General features: G+C 73.7%; 14 protein-coding genes. 11 read left to right on the top strand and 3 right to left on the bottom strand.

All coding sequences use genetic code 11. From position 1 onward, the window contains the following. Nucleotides 1–64 precede the first annotated feature (64 nt). Nucleotides 65–961, top strand: coding sequence for a LysR family transcriptional regulator (locus ACF07N_RS10040; RefSeq protein WP_383336988.1), 897 nt, complete (start codon nt 65–67; stop codon nt 959–961). 98 nt (nt 962–1,059) lie between these two features. Here the strand turns inward: ACF07N_RS10040 and ACF07N_RS10035 are convergent, their stop codons facing one another. Continuing rightward, a complete protein-coding gene (locus ACF07N_RS10035) occupies nt 1,060–1,389 on the bottom strand; it encodes a WhiB family transcriptional regulator (protein ID WP_031119978.1) in 330 nt (109 codons plus the stop codon). A gap of 380 nt (nt 1,390–1,769) precedes the next feature. Here ACF07N_RS10035 and ACF07N_RS10030 point away from each other — a divergent pair, with 380 nt between their 5' ends. The 4 genes from ACF07N_RS10030 to ACF07N_RS10015 all read left to right on the top strand — a co-directional run bounded on the left by ACF07N_RS10030 (nt 1,770) and on the right by ACF07N_RS10015 (nt 6,332). Then, on the top strand, nt 1,770–2,381 hold the full coding sequence (locus tag ACF07N_RS10030; protein ID WP_003948568.1) for a response regulator transcription factor: 612 nt from the start codon (nt 1,770–1,772) through the stop codon (nt 2,379–2,381). A gap of 481 nt (nt 2,382–2,862) precedes the next feature. Next, nucleotides 2,863–3,450, top strand: a complete 588-nt coding sequence (locus tag ACF07N_RS10025; RefSeq protein ID WP_383335062.1) for a sigma-70 family RNA polymerase sigma factor — start codon at nt 2,863–2,865, stop codon at nt 3,448–3,450. 149 nt (nt 3,451–3,599) lie between these two features. After that, the gene (guaB, locus tag ACF07N_RS10020) at nt 3,600–5,102 is read left to right on the top strand and encodes an IMP dehydrogenase (protein ID WP_383335064.1); all 1,503 of its coding nucleotides are present in this window, start codon (nt 3,600–3,602) and stop codon (nt 5,100–5,102) included. 105 nt (nt 5,103–5,207) lie between these two features. Beyond that, a complete protein-coding gene (locus tag ACF07N_RS10015) occupies nt 5,208–6,332 on the top strand; it encodes a GuaB3 family IMP dehydrogenase-related protein (protein ID WP_365093145.1) in 1,125 nt (374 codons plus the stop codon). Between the two features lie 644 nt (nt 6,333–6,976). Here ACF07N_RS10015 and ACF07N_RS10010 read toward each other — a convergent pair. Beyond that, entirely contained in the window at nt 6,977–8,185 is a 1,209-nt protein-coding gene (locus ACF07N_RS10010) for a nucleotide sugar dehydrogenase (protein WP_392110488.1), read from the bottom strand. 271 nt (nt 8,186–8,456) lie between these two features. Here ACF07N_RS10010 and ACF07N_RS10005 point away from each other — a divergent pair, with 271 nt between their 5' ends. Then, nucleotides 8,457–10,163 (top strand): glycerol-3-phosphate dehydrogenase/oxidase, encoded by a 1,707-nt coding sequence (locus ACF07N_RS10005; protein ID WP_392110485.1) that lies wholly within the window; start codon nt 8,457–8,459, stop codon nt 10,161–10,163. Between the two features lie 85 nt (nt 10,164–10,248). Here the strand turns inward: ACF07N_RS10005 and ACF07N_RS10000 are convergent, their stop codons facing one another. Next, nucleotides 10,249–11,292, bottom strand: coding sequence for a serine hydrolase domain-containing protein (locus ACF07N_RS10000; protein ID WP_392110482.1), 1,044 nt, complete (start codon nt 11,290–11,292; stop codon nt 10,249–10,251). 304 nt (nt 11,293–11,596) lie between these two features. Between ACF07N_RS10000 and ACF07N_RS09995 the strand changes: the two genes are divergently transcribed. From ACF07N_RS09995 to ACF07N_RS09975, 5 genes are all read left to right on the top strand, one after another. Continuing rightward, nucleotides 11,597–13,618 (top strand): serine/threonine-protein kinase, encoded by a 2,022-nt coding sequence (locus ACF07N_RS09995; RefSeq protein ID WP_392110479.1) that lies wholly within the window; start codon nt 11,597–11,599, stop codon nt 13,616–13,618. 153 nt (nt 13,619–13,771) lie between these two features. Continuing rightward, nucleotides 13,772–16,279, top strand: coding sequence for a protein kinase (locus ACF07N_RS09990; RefSeq protein WP_392110476.1), 2,508 nt, complete (start codon nt 13,772–13,774; stop codon nt 16,277–16,279). A gap of 167 nt (nt 16,280–16,446) precedes the next feature. Beyond that, nucleotides 16,447–18,444, top strand: a complete 1,998-nt coding sequence (locus ACF07N_RS09985) for a protein kinase (protein WP_392111120.1) — start codon at nt 16,447–16,449, stop codon at nt 18,442–18,444. A gap of 92 nt (nt 18,445–18,536) precedes the next feature. After that, nucleotides 18,537–19,772, top strand: coding sequence for a serine/threonine-protein kinase (locus ACF07N_RS09980; protein ID WP_392110473.1), 1,236 nt, complete (start codon nt 18,537–18,539; stop codon nt 19,770–19,772). A gap of 84 nt (nt 19,773–19,856) precedes the next feature. After that, nucleotides 19,857–21,233: a protein kinase gene (locus ACF07N_RS09975; RefSeq protein WP_392110470.1), complete on the top strand. Its 1,377-nt coding sequence runs from the start codon at nt 19,857–19,859 to the stop codon at nt 21,231–21,233. Nucleotides 21,234–21,253 lie beyond the last annotated feature (20 nt).

The raw sequence follows: 21,253 nt of genomic DNA, 5'->3' as shown, positions 1-21,253 counted from the left end.
AAAGCGTCGACGCATTTTCCGGAGGAGATCCAAAGGCTCGCTTATTCTCGCTTATTCTCGAAGGGTGATCGAAGCACGTCATCTCCGCGTCCTGCGCGCCGTCGCGGCCACCGGCTCCTTCTCCGCCGCGGGGCGGGAACTGGGCTGCACCCAGCCCGCCGTCAGCCAGCAGATGAAGGCACTGGAAACCTCCGTCGGCACCCCGCTGCTGATCCGCACCGGGCGGGAGATGCGCCTGACCCAGGCCGGTGAGGCCCTGGTGCGGCACGCCGCCGGCATCCTCGCCGGCCTCACCGCCGCGGAGGAGGAGGTCGCGGCCATCGCGGGGCTGCGGGCGGGCCGGGTCCGGCTCGTGTCCTTCCCCAGCGGCAGCTCCACGCTCGTCCCCACCGCCCTCGCCGCCCTGCGCGAGGCCCACCCGGGCACCCGGGTCTCGCTGGAGGAGGCCGAGCCCCCCGCCTCGGTCGGCCTGCTGCGCGAGGGTGACTGCGACGTGGCGCTCGCCTTCCGCTACGAGGGGGCGGCGGGCGCCGAGGAGTGGGACGACCTGGTCGTACGGCCGCTGCTGTCGGACCGGCTCGTCGCGCTCGTGCCGGACCGGCACCGGCTCGCGGGCGCCGAGTCGGTCGCCATCGGCGAACTCGCCGGGGAGCCGTGGATCGCGGGCTGCCCGCGCTGCCGCGGCCAGCTCGTCGAGGTGTGCGCGGCGGCCGGCTTCACCCCGCGCATCGACTTCGCCACCGACGACTACCCGGCGGTGGTCGGCCTGGTCGGCGCCGGCCTCGGCGTGGCCGTCCTGCCCCAGCTGGCCGTCGAGTCCGTACGGCCCCGGGGCGCGCGCACCGTGACGCTCGAGCCGGCGGTGCGGCGGGAGATCGTCGCGCTGACGCTGCCCGACCTCGCCCAGGTCCCCGCGGTGGCGGCCACCCTCGACCAGCTGGCGCGGGCGGCCCGCCGCTAGCCCGGCCCGGCCCGCGCGCGCCGGGACCGGCCGGCGGCCCGCACGCGCGCCAAAAACCAACGGCACGCGTGCGCGTGCCTGTGAGCAGAAACGTTCCTTCAGTTGTTCGAGGCGGCGTGCCCGCCGGATGTCGACGCCGACACCAGCCGGTTGCGCGCCCGCCCCATCAGCTCTTCACGCTCGTCCTCGGTCAGCCCGCCCCACACGCCGTACGGCTCGCGCACCGCGAGCGCGTGGGCGGCGCACTCGGCGCGCACCGGGCACCTCATGCAGACCTCTTTGGCCGAGTTCTCGCGAGCGCTTCGAGCCGCACCGCGCTCCCCTTCCGGATGGAAGAAGAGCGAGCTGTCCACCCCGCGACAGGCAGCCAGCAGCTGCCAGTCCCACAGGTCCGCGTTCGGTCCGGGAAGGCGGGAGAAATCTGCCATTACGTGACCCCTTGTAGCCGTTCTTGGCGGATCCGGTGTCCACGACCGTACAACTACGATCTAAGGAGATGAAAATATGACTCATTGCGAATCTAGCTCCAGACACTGCCAAAGCGGAAGAAATAGGTCTGAATGGGGCATAGGTTGTGATGAAAGTTCGAGGGTCTGCCGCGCATATCTGCACCGTGTCCGCGCCCTCACGTAGAGTGCCGAAGATGGCAGTCGGCCCCGTAACTCTTTCGAGTGACCGTCGTTGAGAGTGCGAGGCGGTTGAAGCAACAAGCGCTCGGGCAGGCGTCCGAGGCGGTCGACCGCACAGGTGACGATTTCGTACCAGCCTGGAGGCTCAAGGTGACGCGCATCAGCTGCGGAGGGCGGCCATGACTTCCGTCCTCGTCTGCGACGACTCCCCGCTTGCCCGAGAGGCGCTCCGCCGCGCGGTCGCGACCGTGCCCGGCGTCGAGCGCGTGACGACGGCGGCCAACGGCGAGGAAGTCCTCCGCCGCTGGGGGGCCGACCGCTCGGACCTGATTCTGATGGACGTACGCATGCCCGGACTGGGCGGCGTCGAGACGGTCCGGCGGCTGCTGTCCGCCGACCCCGGTGCGCGCATCATCATGCTCACCGTCGCCGAGGACCTGGACGGTGTGGCCCTCGCGGTCGCGGCCGGGGCCCGCGGCTATCTGCACAAGGACGCCTCCCGCGCGGAGCTCCGCGCGACGGTGACGCAGGCCCTGGCCGACCCGACCTGGCGGCTCGCGCCGCGCCGGCTGCGCTCGGCCGAGATGGGCGCGGCGCCCACGCTCACGGCGCGTGAGATCCAGGTGCTCGAAGGCATGAGCCACGGCCGTTCGAACGCCGAGATCGGCCGCGAGCTGTTCCTCTCCGAGGACACCGTCAAGACGCACGCCCGGCGCCTGTTCAAGAAGCTCGGCGCCTCCGACCGGGCCCACGCCGTGGCGCTCGGCTTCCGGTGGGGCCTGGTGCGCTAGGGCCTGTCGTTCGGACCGGGCCGGCTTCGACACGCGGCCTCCGGCACCCGCCGGAGAGCGGGGGCACACGGATGCCCCCGCGTGAGCCGCACCCGCCCGTGCGGGAGCCGGCGGCCGACGGCGGTGGGGGTTCCCTCCCCCCGTCCGGGCGAGGTGGGCCCGGGCGGGCACGGGCGAGGGCCCACGTCCCCGGGATCATCCGAACGGCAGGTCCCGGCAGCGGCCCCACAGGCCGCGGCGATGGTGGTGAGGGCACGGAACCCCAGGTGAGCCGGGGTGGACCGGAGGTCCGCCCGAGGCCCGCTGCTGGTTTCGCCGCGGATGCCGCATCCTTGAGGGTGTGGAGTTCCTCGGGGACGAGTCGGTCGAGCGGAAGGGGAGGGCGCAGGGGATGAGTTCCGGCGCACCTGCTCATAACGCTTCGGTGCACAACAACGGGCGCGGTGCCGCGGACCCGGCGGCCGCAGGGCACCATGGACCGATGCGTGACGACGAGGCGACCCATGCCCAAGGGGCGATCGGCGCGCTCGTCCACCGCGCCGTCGACGGAGACGAGCAGGCCACGCACGACCTGCTCGCCCACGTCCACCCCCTGGCGCTGCGCTACTGCCGGACCCGGCTGTCCCGCCTCCCGGGCGACGCCCGGCACTTCGTGGAGGACCTCGCCCAGGAGGTCTGCGTGGCCGTGCTCCTCGCACTGCCCCGCTACCGGGACACCGGGCGCCCCTTCGAGGCGTTCGTCTTCGCCATCGCCGCCCACAAGGTCGCCGACCTGCAGCGCGCGGCGATGCGTCACCCGGGCTCGACGGCGGTCCCGTCCGACGAGATGCCCGAGCGGCCCGACGACTCCTTGGGGCCGGAGGAGCGCGCCCTGCTCAGCAGCGACGCGGAGTGGGCCAAGAAACTGCTGGCCAACCTGCCCGAGAACCAGCGGGAGCTGCTGCTGCTGCGGATCGCGGTGGGGCTGACGGCGGAGGAGACCGGCCAGATGTTGGGAATGTCACCCGGCGCCGTCCGGGTCGCACAGCACAGGGCGCTGAGCCGGCTGCGGGCACTGGCCGAGCAGTAGGCCTACGGCAGCCCTTCGTTGAACAGGCGGTGCGCCGCTTCCGTACGAACATACGAAGCCCGGTGCGGGCCGGAACCGTGGAATGAGACAGCCCTGCTTCCCGTTAGCATGGACATCCGCACCGATCAAGGCCATTTGGGGAAGGTGTCATGACTGCCAACGTCGACGGAGTGCCCGGTAAATTCGCGACACTCGGGCTGACCTACGACGACGTGCTGCTGCTGCCGGGTGCATCGGAAGTGCTCCCCAACGCGGTCGACACCTCGTCCCGCATCTCCCGCAACGTCCGGGTGAACATCCCGCTGCTGTCCGCCGCCATGGACAAGGTCACCGAGTCGCGCATGGCGATCGCGATGGCCCGCCAGGGCGGCGTCGGCGTCCTGCACCGCAACCTGTCCATCGAGGACCAGGTCAACCAGGTCGACCTGGTGAAGCGGTCCGAGTCGGGCATGGTCACCGACCCGATCACGGTGCACCCGGACGCCACCCTCGGCGAGGCCGACGCGCTGTGTGCCAAGTTCCGCATCAGCGGCGTCCCCGTCACCGACGGCAACGGCAAGCTGCTCGGCATCGTCACCAACCGCGACATGGCCTTCGAGTCCGACCGCACCCGTCAGGTGCGCGAGGTCATGACCCCCATGCCCCTGGTGACCGGCAAGGTCGGCATCTCCGGCCCCGACGCCATGGAGCTGCTGCGCCGTCACAAGATCGAGAAGCTGCCGCTGGTCGACGACGCGGGCGTCCTCAAGGGCCTGATCACCGTCAAGGACTTCGTGAAGGCGGAGCAGTACCCCAACGCGGCCAAGGACGCGGAGGGCCGGCTGATCGTCGGCGCGGCCGTGGGCGCCAGCCCCGAGGCGCTGGAGCGGGCCCAGGCGCTGGCCGCCGCCGGTGTGGACTTCCTGGTCGTCGACACCTCGCACGGCCACAACAGCAACGCCCTCAGCTGGATGTCGAAGATCAAGTCCAGCGTGAACGTCGACGTGATCGGCGGCAACGTCGCCACGCGCGACGGCGCCCAGGCGCTGATCGACGCCGGTGTCGACGGCATCAAGGTCGGTGTCGGCCCCGGCTCCATCTGCACCACCCGCGTGGTCGCCGGCATCGGCGTCCCGCAGGTCACCGCCATCTACGAGGCCTCCCTGGCGGCCCGCCCGGCGGGCATCCCGCTGATCGGCGACGGCGGTCTGCAGTACTCCGGCGACATCGGCAAGGCCCTGGCCGCCGGCGCCGACACGGTGATGCTGGGCAGCCTCCTCGCGGGCTGTGAGGAGTCGCCGGGCGAGCTGCAGTTCATCAACGGCAAGCAGTTCAAGTCGTACCGCGGCATGGGCTCGCTGGGCGCGATGCAGTCCCGCGGCCAGGGCCGGTCCTACTCCAAGGACCGCTACTTCCAGGCCGAGGTCGCCTCGGACGACAAGCTCGTGCCCGAGGGCATCGAGGGCCAGGTGCCCTACCGCGGCCCGCTGGCCAACGTGCTGCACCAGCTCGTCGGCGGTCTGCGCCAGACCATGGGTTACGTGGGCGCGGCCACCATCGAGGAGATGGAGTCCAAGGGCCGCTTCGTCCGCATCACGTCGGCGGGCCTGAAGGAGAGCCACCCGCACGACATCCAGATGACGGTCGAGGCGCCGAACTACAGCCGCAAGTAGCGGTCAGGCCTCCCGAGGGCGGCCCCGGAGCATCCGGGGCCGCCCTCGGCGTGCCCGTCGGCGATACTGGAAGACGCTGAAACGCATCAGGGAAAGGCCACCAACGTGACTGAGATCGAGATCGGGCGCGGCAAGCGCGGCCGCCGGGCGTACGCCTTCGACGACATCGCCGTCGTCCCCAGCCGCCGTACGCGGGACCCGAAGGAGGTCTCGATCGCCTGGCAGATCGACGCCTACCGCTTCGAGCTGCCCTTCCTGGCCGCCCCCATGGACTCGGTCGTCTCGCCGGCCACCGCCATCCGCATCGGCGAGCTCGGCGGCCTGGGCGTGCTGAACCTCGAAGGCCTGTGGACGCGCTACGAGGACCCGCAGCCGCTGCTCGACGAGATCGCCGAGCTGGACTCGGAGACCGCGACCCGCCGTCTGCAGGAGATCTACGCCGCTCCCATCAAGGAGGAGCTGATCGGACAGCGCATCAAGGAGGTCCGCGACTCCGGCGTCGTCACCGCCGCCGCGCTCTCCCCGCAGCGCACCGCCCAGTTCTCCAAGGCGGTCGTCGACGCGGGCGTGGACATCTTCGTGATCCGCGGTACGACGGTCTCGGCGGAGCACGTCTCCGGTTCGCACGAGCCGCTGAACCTGAAGCAGTTCATCTACGAGCTGGACGTCCCGGTGATCGTCGGCGGCTGCGCCACGTACACCGCCGCCCTGCACCTGATGCGCACCGGCGCGGCCGGTGTGCTGGTCGGCTTCGGCGGCGGCGCCGCGCACACCACGCGCAACGTGCTCGGCATCCAGGTCCCGATGGCCACGGCCGTCGCCGACGTCGCCGCGGCCCGCCGTGACTACATGGACGAGTCCGGCGGCCGGTACGTGCACGTGATCGCGGATGGCGGTGTCGGCTGGTCCGGCGACCTGCCCAAGGCGATCGCCTGCGGCGCGGACGCGGTGATGATGGGCTCCCCGCTGGCCCGTGCGACGGACGGCCCGGGCAAGGGCCACCACTGGGGCATGGAGGCGGTGAACGAGGAGCTGCCGCGCGGCAAGAAGGTCGCCCTCGGCACGGTCGGCACGCTGGAGGAGATTCTCACGGGCCCGTCCCACACGCCCGACGGTTCGATGAACCTCTTCGGCGCCCTGCGCCGCGCCATGTCCACGACGGGCTACAGCGAGCTCAAGGAGTTCCAGCGGGTCGAGGTCACGGTGGCGGACTCGCAGCACCGGCGGTAACCCGCTCCGCAGGCAAAAGGGCCCGGCCACTCAGGGGAGTGGCCGGGCCCTTTCGCTTGCCCAAGTGGCTCGGCCGGGGCGCTTGTTGGCGCCAGGGGGCGCACGGTTGCCTTCGGGCCGTTCCGGTCGGTGAGGGGCGGTGGTGAGCCGCTAAGGTCCGTGATCGGCGCCCCGGTTCTTCTGGGTGCCCCCTTCCAAGGACACGGTCCGGACCCCGCCCTCGGGGCCCGGCCCGACACCGACGAGCCGTTCACCGGGCCACTGGGCGGCGTCGTGGAAGGGGGCGCCCATGGGTCGCCACCGCAAGCCCACCCGCTGGGACCGACTCCGTCTTCGGATGGTGCAGTGCCGGAGGAGGTGGATCTTGCGGATTTTCGGATGGTGAGCGGCCGCCCCCACAAGAACTAGGGGCGGACACTCCGTGATCCATCCAGGAGCCTGCCGCAGTGCCCCCTGCGGTGGGCTCCACCCTTTTCGGATGGTGAGCGGCCGCCCCCAAGGAACCTAGGGGCGGACACTCCGTGATCCATCCAGGAGCCTGCCGCAGTGGCCTCTGTGGTGGGCTCCGTCTGTTCTCGTAAGGTACCCGGGCCGGGTGCCGGGTGCCAGCAGTCCCCTGGTTGCCGCACCTCGCGCGCCCCCCTTCACAACCGGTGCGCCGCCCCCGTCGGGGTCGCCCCCCGCGTGTCCAGCAGGAGCTGGGCCTTCACCGACAGGCCCTGGAGGTCGTACGTGCGGTGCTGCTGGAGGAGGATCGTCAGGTCCGCGTCGGCCGCCGCCTCGTAGAGGGAGTCCGCGCGCGGGACGGGGCGGTCCAGGACGCTCCAGGCGGGGACGTGCGGGTCGTGGTAGCTGACCGCGGCGCCCAGTTCCATCAGGCGCTGGGCGATCTCCTGGGCCGGGGTGGCCCGGAGGTCGGCGAGGTCCGGCTTGTAGGTGACGCCCAGCAGGAGCACGCGCGCGCCCCGGGCCGACTTGCCGTGCTCGTTGAGGAGCGTGGCGGCGCGCTGGACGACGTAGCCGGGCATGCGGTTGTTGACCTGCTGGGCCAGCTCCACCATGCGCAGGCCGCGGCCGGCCCGGCCGGTCAGGTCCTGGGGGACCGAGTGGCCGCCGACGCCCGGGCCCGGGCGGAAGGCCTGGAAGCCGTACGGCTTGGTCTCGGCGCAGCGGATGACGTCCCACAGGTCGACGCCGAGGTCGTGGCAGAGGACCGCCATCTCGTTCACCAGGGCGATGTTCACGTGCCGGTAGTTCGTCTCCAGCAGCTGCACGGTCTCCGCCTCGCGGAGTCCACGCGCGCGTACCACCTTGTCCGTCAGCCTGCCGTAGAACGCGGCGGCCGACTCGGTGCAGGCCGGAGTGAGACCGCCGATGACCTTCGGGGTGGTGGCGGGCACGGCCTCGCGGTTGCCGGGGTCGATCCGGCTGGGGGAGTACGCCAGGTGGAAGTCGCGGCCCGCGCGCAGCCCCGAACCCTCCTCCAGCAGCGGGCGCAGGAAGTCCTCCGTCGTCCCCGGGTGCACCGGTGACTCCAGGATCACGGTGGTGTGCGGGCGCAGGTGTGCGGCCAGGGTGCGGGCGGCCGTTTCCAGCTGGCCGAGGTCGAGCGTGCCGTCCGCGCCCGGCGGGGTCGGCGGGCAGAGCACCGCCGTGCGGACCCGGCCCAGCTCGGCCGGGTCGGTGGCCGGCCGGAAGCCCCCCGAGAGCATCCGGCGCAGCTCGGCGGGGCTGAGCGAGCCGGCCTCGGGGCCGGTCCGGTAGCCCAGCGTGGGGATGCCGGCGGCGACGGCGGCCTGGGCAAGGGGCAGGCCGTACGGGCCGAGTCCGATGACGGCGAGATCTGCGGGCATGGCGTGGCCGTCCTTCCCGATAACCGAAGTGGGACAGGTGCGCAAGCCCTGTGGACAGGACGGGCGAGCGCAATGTCAGACTAGGAGTAAATATGACCGATATGCGGCATTGGCCGGCCGAGTTTCGGTGAGTGTTCCGTGACCGTTGTCCACAGGCTGAGGGTCCGTGGTGGCTGAAGTGGGGCAACGCGGTCAGAATCTGGGCAGGGGGATACGGACGGGGCTGTGCCCGACGGGTGCGGTCGGCGCGACCGATGAGCGGGAGGCAGCGGTGAGGACAGCGACACTCGGACCGGCGCAGCGCGCCGAGTCACTCGCATCGATGGCCGAGCGCGAGCTGGACGTGCTGGTCGTGGGTGCAGGCGTGGTCGGCGCGGGCACCGCCCTCGACGCGGTCACCAGAGGTCTGTCCACGGGCCTGGTCGAGGCGCGGGACTGGGCGTCCGGCACCTCCAGCCGGTCGAGCAAGCTGATCCACGGCGGCCTGCGCTATCTGGAGATGCTCGACTTCGCCCTGGTCAGGGAGGCCCTGAAGGAGCGCGGTCTGCTGCTGGAGCGGCTCGCCCCGCACCTGGTGAAGCCCGTGCCGTTCCTGTACCCGCTGCAGCACAAGGGCTGGGAGCGGCTGTACGCCGGATCGGGCGTCGCCCTGTACGACGCCATGTCCATGGCGCGCGGGCACGGCCGGGGCCTGCCGATGCACCGGCACCTGACCCGCAGTCACGCCCTGCGTGTGGCGCCCTGCTTGAAGAAGGACGCGCTGGTCGGCGCGTTGCAGTACTACGACGCCCAGATGGACGACGCCCGGTACGTCGCCACGCTGGTGCGCACGGCGGTGGCGTACGGCGCCAAGGCCGCCAACCGCGCGCGGGTGACGGGCTTCCTGCGCGAGGGCGAGCGGGTCGTCGGCGCGAAGGTGCAGGACGTCGAGGGCGGCGGCGAGTACGAGATCCGCGCCCAGCAGGTCGTCAACGCCACCGGCGTGTGGACGGACGACACACAGGGCATGGTCGGCGAGCGCGGGCAGTTCCACGTCCGGGCGTCCAAGGGCATCCACCTGGTCGTGCCGCGCGACCGGATCCACTCCACGACCGGGCTCATCCTGCGCACGGAGAAGTCCGTCCTGTTCGTCATCCCCTGGGGCCGGCACTGGATCGTCGGCACCACCGACACCGACTGGGACCTCGACAAGGCCCACCCGGCCGCCTCCAGCGCGGACATCGACTACCTGCTGGAGCATGTGAACTCGGTGCTGGCGGTGCCGCTCACCCGCGACGACGTCCAGGGCGTGTACGCGGGCCTGCGGCCCCTGCTCGCCGGCGAGTCGGACGCCACCAGCAAGCTGTCGCGCGAGCACACCGTGGCCCACCCGGTGCCGGGGCTGGTCGTCGTGGCGGGCGGCAAGTACACCACCTACCGGGTCATGGCCAAGGACGCGGTGGACGCGGCGGTGCACGGCCTCGACATGCGGGTCGCCGAGTGCGTCACCGAGGAGGTGCCGCTGCTGGGCGCCGAGGGCTACCGGGCGCTATGGAACGCGCGGGCGCGGATCGCCGCCCGGACCGGCCTGCACGTGGTGCGCGTGGAGCACCTGCTCAACCGGTACGGGGCGATGACCGAGGAACTGCTCGCACTCATCGCCGAGAACCCGTCGCTGGGGGAGCCGCTGCCCGCGGCCGACGACTACCTGCGCGCCGAGATCGTCTACGCGGCCTCCCACGAGGGCGCGCGGCACCTGGACGACGTGCTGACCCGGCGCACGCGCATCTCGATCGAGACCTTCGACCGGGGCACGCGCAGCGCGCGGGAGGCCGCCGAGCTGATGGCGCCGGTCCTCGGCTGGGACAAGGACCAGATCGAGCGCGAGGTGCAGCACTACGAGAAGCGGGTCGAGGCCGAGCGGGAGTCGCAGCGGCAGCCGGACGACCTGACGGCGGACGCGGCGCGGCTGGGGGCACCGGACATCGTGCCGTTGTAGAGACCCGGCGCGCCCCCGCCCCGCACCGGCCCGTTCACCCGAACGAGTGTCCGGAGGTGGGATCTTCGTTCGGGACCGGGGCGTTCTACGAGGTGCGGGGGCAGAACTCGGCCGCGAGCACCGCGGGTTCGAGACCGGGATCGGCTATCGCGTCCGTGTTCACGCGGAAGGTGAGGACACGTCGGCCGTCGACGGTGGCCGCGCTGCGCACGTAACTGCCGGATATGTGCCCGTTGTGCCCCCACACCGTCGTGCCGCACGGGAGCTTCTCGGGGAACAGCCCCATGCCGTACGCGCCGTGTGCGGCACGGGTGTCGAGCATCTCGCGCAGCCAGCGCGGGGGCAGCAGCCGGCCGCCGAGCAGGGCCGCGTAGAAGCGGTCCAGGTCGGCCAGCGTGGTCACCAACTCGCCCGCGGCTCCGGCCGCCCGCGGGTCGAGGTCGGTGACGTCGGTTCCGTCGGCGGCGTAGGCGCGGCCGTGCGGGGAGGGCAGCCAGGAGCGCGATCCGGGGAAGGAGGTGCCCGTCAGGCGCAGGGGAGTGAGGATGCGGCGCTCGGTCTCGGTGGCGTACGAGGCGCCGGTGACCTGCTCGACGACCATGCCGAGCAGCACGTAGTTGGTGTTCGAGTAGGAGAAGCGGCCGCGTTCGGCCGGGGGGTGGGTGAGAGCTATGCGGACGGCCTGATCGGGGGCGACGGGCACGGTGCCGTCGGTGGCCGCGGTGAAGTCGTACAGGCCGCTGGTGTGGGTGAGCAGGGAACGCAGGGTCAGCGCGCGGCCGTCGTTGCCCGCGCCCCGCACCAGGCCGGGCAGGTGCCGCTCCACGGTGTCGGACAGCGACAGACGGTGCTCGGCGGCCAGTTGGAGCACGACCGTGGCGACGAACGTCTTCGTGACGCTGCCGGCGCGGAAGTGGTCCGACCGGGCGATTCCGTCCCCGGCCGCGGCGTACCGGGTCGTGGTCCCCTCCCGGGCCAGCAGGGCCGCGGCGGGTGCCCGGCCCCGGGTCACCAGCAGCGGCAGCACGGCGTCGGGGGGCGGTGCGGACAGTGCCGAGGAGTCGGCGGGCGGCAGTCCGAGCAACAGCAGGGACACGGGCAGGGCCAGCAGCGCCCGGAAGGACGGCATGCGGGCACCTCCCTGGTCGGGGTGTCGGGGTGTCAGGGCGTGGGGGTGTCGGGGGAGCGGAAGGGAAGTGTGGCGAGGTCGGGGCGTCGGAACGCCGGGACGTGGCGAGATCGGGATGCCGGGCGTGGCCGGTCTCGGACGGCGGATTCCGGGGGCCATCATGCAGGGCGGCGCCGGGTGGGCCGCGGCCGGGTTCCGGTGCTGTGAGCCCGCGGGGGCATCACCTGGGGCCCCCTGGGCACTGGGCACTTGTCGGGTGAGAGACAATGGAGGCTCTGTCAGGGCGGGTTGTATGAGGGGACGCATGTCGGAGGCGGAGCGGGCGGGCACATCTCGTCAGGACACTCGTCAGGACAACAAGGAGCGTCTCCTCGCGGGGCGTTACCGGCTGGGCAAAGTGCTGGGCCGCGGGGGCATGGGCACGGTCTGGCGGGCCCAGGACGAGACCCTGGGACGGACGGTCGCCGTCAAGGAACTGCGGTTCCCGTCGAACATCGACGAGGACGAGAAGCGGCGCCTGATCACGCGGACGCTGCGCGAGGCCAAGGCGATCGCGCGCATCCGGAACAACAGCGCCGTGACGGTGTACGACGTGGTCCAGGAGGACGACCGGCCCTGGATCGTCATGGAACTCGTCGAGGGCAAGTCGCTCGCCGAGGTCATCCGCGAGGACGGGCTCCTGGAGCCGAAGCGGGCCGCGGAAGTCGGGCTCGCCGTCCTGGACGTGCTGCGGTCCGCCCACCGCGAGGGCATCCTGCACCGCGACGTGAAGCCGTCGAACGTCCTGATCGCCGAGGACGGCCGGGTCGTGCTCACCGACTTCGGCATCGCCCAGGTCGAGGGCGACCCGTCCATCACCTCGACCGGCATGCTCGTCGGCGCGCCCTCCTACATCTCCCCGGAGCGGGCGCGCGGGCACAAGCCGGGCCCGGCCGCCGACCTGTGGTCGCTCGGCGGGCTGCTGTACGCGGCGGTGGAGGGATCGCCGCCGTACGACAAGGGGTCGGCCATAGCGACGCTGACGGCCGTGATGACCGAGCCCCTGGAGGAGCCGAAGAACGCCGGCCCGCTGACGGACGTCATCCACGGGCTGCTCACCAAGGACCCGGCCCAGCGGCTCGACGACGCGGGCGCCCGGGCGATGCTGAACGCGGTCATCAACGCGCCCGCGAGGGCCGGGGGCGAGCCGCTGGACGCGACGAAGGTCGTGCCGCTGCCGGCCCAGCCGGACCGGTCCTCGGGCAAGGGCGGTTCGGCCGGCACCGGGGCCAAGCGGGGCGAGGAGGCCGGGGAGCGGCTGCGCGGCGCACTGCGGTCGGTGCGCAAGGCCGCGGCCGGATCCGCCGCCGCCACCACCGCCAAGCCGGAGACCGCCGAGACCTCCGAAGCCTCCTCCGGTTCGGCCGGGCGGCCGGAGCGGGCCGGGTCCGCCGGCGCTGCCGCCGGGTCGCCGTCGGGTGCGGCGGCCTCGGGTGCGGCCGCCGGAGCCGGTGAGAAGGAGAGCAAGACGGCGTCCGGGGGCCGCAGTTCGGGGTGGCCCGTGATGCCGCCGCCGGACCTGCCGCCGAGGCCCGCGCCCCGGGCGCCGCTCACCGACGTGGTGCCGCGGCGGACGCTCCTGATCATCGCGGTGGTCGTGGCGCTCGCCGTGATCGGCGCCGTGCTCGCCATCACGCTCAGCGGCGACGACAAGGACCCGCAGGGCGCGGGCAAGGGCGGCGGCCGGCCCGCGGCCAGCGCGTCCGGCAGCGACCGCACCAAGGGCGACGAGAGCGACGGCACGCGCACGGACGGCGCGCAGAGCCCCGCCCCGTCCTCCCCGGCGCAGAACAGCACGCCGGGCGACGGATCCGGCGGTTCCGCCGGGAGCGGTTCCTCCGGCGGGGACGGCACGGCGGCCGAGTCGACGCACCAGGGCAACCAGGGGTACTCGATCGGCCTGCCCAAGGGCTGGGCGTACCAGTCCACGGGTGCGGCGGGCGACCGCTTCACCGGCCCCGGCGGGCAGAAGCTGCTCATCGCCTGGACGTCCACGCCCAAGGGCGACCCGGTGGCGGACTGGGAGAACCAGGAGCGCTACATGCAGCGCGCCCAGTACAAGAAGATCCGAATAGAGAAGGTGGACTACCGCGGCTGGAACACCGCCGACTGGGAGTTCACCTACACGGACGGCGGCACCGCGTACCGGACGATCGACCGCGGTTTCGTGGTCGACGAACGGCAGGGGTACGCGCTGATGTACACGGCGAAGGCGGCCGACTGGGACGGCGAGCTGCGCAAGGACACCTGGCGGACGCTGACGAAGACCTTCGAACCCAAGTCCTGAGCATGAGCGGCCGCGGGTTTGGGGAGGCAGATCTGGCATCCCCACAATGCGGGTTGCCTGCGGCACGTATCGTAAATGTTTGCGGACCGTGCGCAGTCGGAACGGACCGTGGGGCGAACGGATGTGACCGACCGGGCCGACGGGGGAGGCAACGTGGACGACTATGCGGGACGGGTACTCGCCGACCGCTACCGCCTGCCGCTGCCGCCGTCCGACGAGTACGAACTCACCGAGACCAGGGCCTTCGACACCTACAGCGGACAGGAAGTCCTGGTCCGGCAGGTGCCGTTGCCGGAGGTCGTCGAGGCGGAGGTCCTCGACGCGGAGGGGCTGCCCGACGGTTTCACCGCACGTGACGGGGGAGCGCGGCGGCCCGGTGCGCGACCGGGGGTGCGGCGGCCCACGGACCCGGTGGTGCGGCGCGCGGTCGAGGCCGCGCAGGCGGCGGCGGCCATCCCCGACCATCCCCGTCTCGACCAGGTCTTCGACGTGTTCGCCGAGGGCGGCTCCCTGTGGATCGTGAGCGAGCTGGTGGCCGCGCGTCCGCTCGCGGCGCTGCTCGCCGAGAAGCCGCTGACGCCGTACCGGGCGGCCGAGGTCGCCAGCGACGTGCTCACGGCGCTGCGCGTGCTGCACGCCCACGGCTGGGTGCACCGCAACATCACCGCCCGGACGGTGCTCGTCTGCGACGACGGCCGGGTGATGCTGACCGGTCTCGCGGTGGGGGCGGCCGAGGAGGCGCTGTGCGGCTACGACCCGGTGCCGCCTCCGCCGTTCGAGGAGTCCGCACCCGGGCAGGGACCGCAGGGCGCCGGGCCCGGTCCGGCCGGCGGTGCCGGTGGCCCCGGCGGCGGGAGCGGTGCCGGTGCCCGCAGCGGTACCGGCGGCCCGGGTGATCCCGAGGCCGCGCGGCGGGCCGCCATAGAGGCGCGGGAGTCCAGGGGGCTTCCGACGGCCGGGCGGGACACCGGTGGCGCCGGCGCGGTGGTGCCGGTGCGCCGGACCCCGGACGACAGCGACCCACGGGCCGCGCGCGCCGGGGCCATCGCGGCCTACCGGGCGGGCGCCCGGGCCGCCGCGCGGGTGCAGGAGGCCCAGCAGAACGGCCGGGCGGCGCTGCCCGGCGCCCGGCCCGCCCCGGACGGCGGCCCCGGACCCCACGGCAACGGCTCGGCGCACACGCCGTACGTGCCCGGGCAGGGCACCGCGCCCGACGCGTCCCCACCCGGCCGGATAGCCGACCCCTACGGTGTGGGCGGCAAGCCCCGCACCACCGCCTGGCACGGCGCCGCACCGCGCGGCGCGGCGGCCTCGCCGCAGAGCCAGGAGCAGGCGGCGCTCCCCCCGGCCCAGGACCCCTCCGAACCCGCCCGCTGGGACGACCTGGTCGCCCACACCCCCGCACCCCGGCGCGGTCCGGCCACGGCCCTGGCCGCCGAGCGGGCGCGCCAGGCGCGGATGGCGGTCGTCGGACCCGTCACGGAGCGCTGGGCGCCGGAGCAGGCCGGACCCGTGCACGAGAACTGGCAACTGGCCGCGCCCATCGGCCCCGCCACCGACCTGTGGGCGCTCGGCGCGCTGCTGTTCCGGGCCGTGCAGGGCCACGCGCCCTACCCGGAGGAGTCGACGGCCGAACTGGTGCAGATGGTGTGCGCGGAACCGCCCGCGTACGCGGAGGAGTGCGGGCCGCTGCGGCCGGTCGTGGAGTCGCTGCTGCGGCAGGACCCCACCGAGCGCCTCGACTTCGAGGAACTGCGCGGCTGGCTGCGCTCGCTGGTGCGCTCGGCGCCGGAACCGGAGGCCGGGCTGCACGTCGTCCCGGCGCCCCCGGCCGACGCCAGCCGGCTGCCCGTCGTACGCCGCAGGGGCGAGCTCGTGCGCAGGCGCCGGGCCGGGCTCCCGGCGCATCACGGGCGGCACAAGCGGGCCAAGGAGTCCGGTTCGCCGCACCGGCTGGGCCGCACCCTGCTCGTGCTGGTGCTGCTCGCCATGGCCGCGGCGATCGCCTACGCCATGCTGTTCATGCCGAAGTCGGACACCGGCGGCGCGCAGGGCGCGGACCGCACCGGTGCCGCCGGTGAGGTCGGCCAGGCGCCCGAGCCCGACGCCAGCGGCGAGCCGAGGCCGGACCAGACCTCGCCCGCGCCGGAGGGGAGTTCGTCGGCCTCGGCCGGTTCCTCCGAGACGCAGACGACCGGCCCGGGCGTCGCCGACGGCTTCACGCTGCGCAAGGACTCGGCCGGTTTCCAGGTCGCCGTCGCCAAGGGCTGGGACCGCACCCCGCGCAACGGCAACGGCCAGGTCGTCTACGCCAAGGGCGACTTCGAGCTCATCGTCGTACCGGGCCGGGACAGCGCGTCGGAGTACGGCAGTGACCCGATGGCCTACCAGCGGGAGCGGGAGCGCGAGTTGCAGCCGTACCGCGACTCCAGCTGGGCCACCTCGACGGGGCTGAAGACGATCGAGGTGGGCGGCCGGAGGATGGCCGAGGGGCAGTTCACCTGGACCGCCGACGACGGGGGCGAGTTGTACGTGCGCAACCTCGCGATGCTGGTCGAGGGGCGCTACCACGTGCTGCAGGTGCGCGGTCCAGAGGCCGACCGGGACGAGGTGACGCGGCTGTACGAGCAGGCGGCGGCGACCTACCGGGTGACGGGATGAGCGGCGGGCGGTCCGGCCGGACGCCGTGACCGCGCCTTCGTTCACCTCCCACCCCGGCGGTGGACAACCGTCACAGTGCGGTCACCGTGGCACCCCGCTTGTTCCCTGCGGAAGGGCGGGTCCTTACCCTGACCCTGTCAAGACCATTGCGGGGCAACGTGAATCAGATGCAGGGCCGGCTCGTGGCGGGCCGCTACCGGCTGGCCGACGCCATCGGCAGCGGCGGGATGGGCCGGGTGTGGCGTGCGCACGATGAGGTACTGCACCGGTCGGTCGCCCTCAAGGAGCTGACGGCCGCCCTCTACGTCTCCGAGAGCGAGCAGGCCATCCTGCTGGCGCGCACCCGGGCCGAGGCCAGGGCCGCCGCGCGCATCAACCACTCCGCGGTCGTCACCGTGCACGACGTGCTGGAGCACGACGGGCGCCCGTGGATCGTCATGGAGCTGGTCGAGGGCCGTTCGCTGGCCGACGCGGTCAAGGAGGAGGGACGCGTCGAGCCACGCGAGGCGGCGCGCGTCGGGCTGTGGGTGCTGCGGGCCCTGCGCGCCGCGCACGCCGCCGGTGTCCTGCACCGCGACATCAAGCCGGGCAACGTGCTGCTCGGGCGCGACGGGCGGGTCCTGCTCACCGACTTCGGCATCGCCCAGATCGAGGGCGACACCACCATCACCCGGACCGGCGAGGTCGTCGGCTCGGTCGACTATCTGGCACCCGAGCGCGTCCGCGGCCACGACCCCGGCCCGTCCTCCGACCTGTGGGCGCTCGGCGCGACGCTCTACACGGCCGTCGAGGGGCGCTCGCCGTTCCGCCGCACGACCCCGCTGACCACCATGCAGGCCGTGGTCGAGGAGGAGGCCGAGGAGGCCCGTCACGCCGGTCCGCTCGCGCCCGTCATCACCGCGCTGCTCCGCAAGGATCCCGCCACCCGGCCGGACCCGTCCGAGGCCGAGCAGATGCTGGCCGAGGCGGCGGAGGGGCGGCGGCCGAGCGGGGCGCAGGCGTACGTGCCAACGCAGTACGGGGGGACGCGGCCCTACCGGGACGACCACGGCGGCGCGGGCCCGGCCGTCGCCGGTGCGTCCCGTCCGTCGGGTGCGTCCCGTCCGTCCGGCCCGTCGGGCCCATCCGGTGCGTCCGGTGCGTCCGGCGCGGGCGCCGTGGGTACGCACTCGAACGGCACGGGCTCGAACGGCACCGGCCCGAACGGCACGGGACTCAACGGCAGCGCACCCCGTGCCACCGGACCCCACACCGCCGGACCTCACGGCGCGGGTCGGTCCGGCTCCGGCCCGTATTCCGGGACGCCGTTGCCGCCGCTGGCCGGCGCCCCGTCCACCGGAACGCCCCGGCCCGGCGCCCCGGGTGCGGGTGCGTCGACGACCGGCCCCAGGGTGACAGGCCCCACCGGGACCGGTCCGGTGACGACGGGCCCGCACGCCTACGGACCGCATCAGCCGTACGGCGCGGCACAGCCGCAGACGCAGTCGCAGTACGCCGGACAGCGGTCGGGCCCGGCGCTGGCGTCGGGGCCGGGCAGGCGCCGGCGGTTGCGCACCCTCGCCCTCGTCGTCGCGCTGGCGGCCGTCATCGGCGGGGGCACGGCCGTGGCCTTGCGGCAGTGGGACGACAGCCGCCGGACACCGGACACGGCGTCGGGGTCCGTCGGTCCCTCGGCCAGGCCGGGCGGTTCCGTCCCGGACGGCTGGACCCGCCGTGACGACCCCGCGGGTTTCAGCCTCTACCTGCCCGCGGGCTGGAAGCGCAAGCCCTTCGGACCGCAGGGCGAACTCCGGCAGATCGACTACACACCGGACGGCGGGCGGCACTTCGTCCGGATCGCCGTCGACACCTCACCGGACTTCGCCGACCCCTACGCCCACCAGCTCGACCTGGAGGAGCAGTTGAAGGGACTGGCCGACTACCGGCGGGTCGCGCTGGAACGCAACGTCTACCGCGACCGGGAAGGCGCCCTGTGGGAGTACACCTGGACGGCGCGGGCGAAGGACACCCCGTTCCCCGGACCGCGCCGGGCCATCGAGGAGACGTACGTCGCCCGCGACGGCACCGAGTACGCGCTGTACATGTCGGCGCCCGCGGCGGACTGGGCGACGGCGCGCAAGCAGTTCACCGCGGTGCTGCAGGGGTGGCAGGAGAAGACCTCCTGAGGCGGCCCGGCCGCTGACCGGGGGCTGTCTGTTTCGGCCACCGGCGTTCCGCCGCCCCGGAGGGGCCCGGTCCGGTGGGGCATCATGGCCGCATGGGGACCGAGGGGCACAACGTGCGTGTCGTCGCGGGCCGTTACCGGCTCGAGGAGAGGCTCGGGCGTGGGGGCATGGGCGTGGTCTGGCGGGCGACGGACCAGCTGCTCGGCCGGAGGGTGGCCGTCAAGGAACTCCCCTACGACGAGACGCTCTCGGCGGCGGAGGCGCGCCGCCAGCGGGACCGCACGCTGCGTGAGGCCCGGGCGGTGGCCCAGTTGAGCCACCCGCACATCATCGTCGTGCACGACGTCGTCGAGGACGCCGAACGCCCCTGCATCGTCATGGAGCTGATCGAGGGGGGCTCCCTCGCCGACCGGCTCGCGGCACGGGGACCGGTCGACGCGGCCGAGGCCGCGCGCATCGGCGTCGACCTGCTCGGCGCCCTGCGCGCCGCGCACGCGGCCGGGGTCCTGCACCGCGACCTCAAACCGGAGAACGTGCTGCTGGAAGAGGGCACCGACCGGGTCGTCCTCACCGACTTCGGCATCGCCCAGGTCCAGGGCGCCCCCACGCTCACCGAGAACGGGTCCTTCGTCGGCTCGCCCGAGTACACGGCGCCCGAGCGGATGTCCGGTGCCAGGACCGGGCCCGAGTCCGACCTGTGGTCGCTGGGCGCACTGCTGTGCACGGCCCTCAGCGGCGAGTCGCCGTTCCACCGTGACTCGCTGGGCGGCATCCTGCACGCGGTCGTCGTCGGGGACATCCAGCCGCCCCCGCAGGCCGGGCCGCTGCTGCCCGTCGTCCGGGGCCTGCTGGAACGGGACCCGGACCGGCGGCTGGACGCCGACCGGGCCGAGCGCATGCTGCGGGCCTTCCGCGCGACGGGCCGGACGCCGTCGGCGCCGCCGCCCGGGTACGCGCCACCGCCCGGGTACGCGTCGCCGACGGTGCGGGACGCGCCGCGCGGCCGGCCGCAGGACGCATCCGGTCTGCCGCCACTGCCGTCGCACCCGGGCGCGGCGGATCGGCGCCTGCCCGAGGAGCCTTTCATGCGGCAGCCGGCACGACGCGTGCTCGTCGCCGCGCTGCTGGTCGCGGCGGTGGCGGGCGCGGGGGTGTCCGCGGCGGCGCTGCTGCGGGACGAGAACAACGGCGACGGCGTCACCCCGTCCACGAGCCCGGCCCCCTCCACCCCGGGGCCGTCCACCGGCCGTTCGTCCTCCCCGACCGCCCCCGCCCCCGTCCCCGCGCCCACCCTCACCCCGGGCCGGTCGAATCCCGGAGCGCCGTGAGAGGTTCGGACATCGAGGGGACGTGAACCGGCCGCCGTCCGTCCCGCGTCGACATACCCCCGCTCCGCAGGGTACTGATGGGGCATGAGCAACGACGGGGGCGGGGCGAAGGCCGTCCAGGGCCGGCTGGTCGGCGGACGGTACCGGCTGGTGGAGCGCATCGGCTCGGGCGGCTCCAGCACGGTCTGGCGGGCCCACGACGAGAGCGCGCAGCGTGAAGTCGCCGTCAAACAGCCCCGGTTGCCCGGTGCCCCGCAGGACGAGGAGCACCGGCGGGCGGCCCACCGGCTCCATCGCGAGGCCCGTGCCGCCGCCCGTGTCGACCATCCCGCCGCCGTCACCATCCTCGATGTCGTCGTCGAGCCCGAGCAGCCGGGTGAACGCCCGCGCCCGCTCGGCCCGGACGAACTCGACGCCACCGAACTGCTCGACGGGCTCCCGTGGATCGTCATGGAACTGGTGCCGGGCGAGTCCCTGCACGACACGCTGCGGCGCGGCCCGCTCGAGCCGCGGGAAGCCGCGCGCATCGGCCTCCACCTGCTCGGCGCGCTGCGCGCCGCACACGCGGTGGGCATCGTGCACCGGGACGTGACGCCCGCCAACGTGCTGCTCGGACCGCACCGGCGGGTCGTCCTCACCGACTTCGGCATCGCCCCCGCGCAGGGCGACGAGGCGCCCACGGCCCGCGGGGAACGCGCCGCGACGCCCCGACTCGTCGCCCCCGAGCGGCTGTCCGGCCGCATCGCCGGGCCCGCGTCCGACCTGTGGTCCCTGGGCGTGCTGCTGTACGCGGCCGTGGAGGGCTCGGCCCCGTTCCGCCCAACCGGCTCCGGGGAACCACTGGCCGCGATCCTCGCCGCCGAGCCGCCCGAACCACACCGGGCCGGACCGCTCGGCCCCCTGCTCGCCCGGCTGCTCGTACCGGACCCGGAACGGCGGCCGGACGCCGAGGAGGTCGCGAAGGAACTGGAGGCGGTCGCGGCACCGGCAGCTCCCGCCGCAGCCGTACCGCCCGCGGTAGCCGCGGCCGTACCGCCCGCCGCAGCCGCAGCCGTACCGCCCACCGCGGTCGAGGCCATACCGCCCGCCGCAGCCACAGCAATATCCCCCGCCCAGCCGGAGGCGATACCGCTGCCCCAGCCGCAGGCGATACCGGCCGGGACAGCCACACCACCCTCCGCGGAAGAGGCGGCTCCGACCTCTCCGCCAGAAGGCGCCCACCCCGGGGAGCCGGGGGAGCCGGTGGAGCCGGTGGAGCCGGCCCCCGCACCCGCCAAACGCCAGACCCTCCCGCGCCCCCGCCCCCTCGCCCTCCTCAGCGCGCTGCTCGCCGGTGGCATGGGAGCCGCCTCCCACCTCGCCGGCACCGGCAGTGCCGAAGCCGGCGCCGAGCACGTCGCCGAACCGGCCGCCGACCGCGTTGAGGACACTGAGGACCGGCACGGGATCGTAAAAGGCTGAATCACCCCGGCACCACCGGT

Source organism: Streptomyces sp. NPDC015242 (genome assembly GCF_043079125.1).
Classification (GTDB): Bacteria; Actinomycetota; Actinomycetes; order Streptomycetales; family Streptomycetaceae; genus Streptomyces.
Note: the sequence above shows the minus strand (reverse complement) of the source record. Positions and strands in the feature narration are given on the sequence as shown.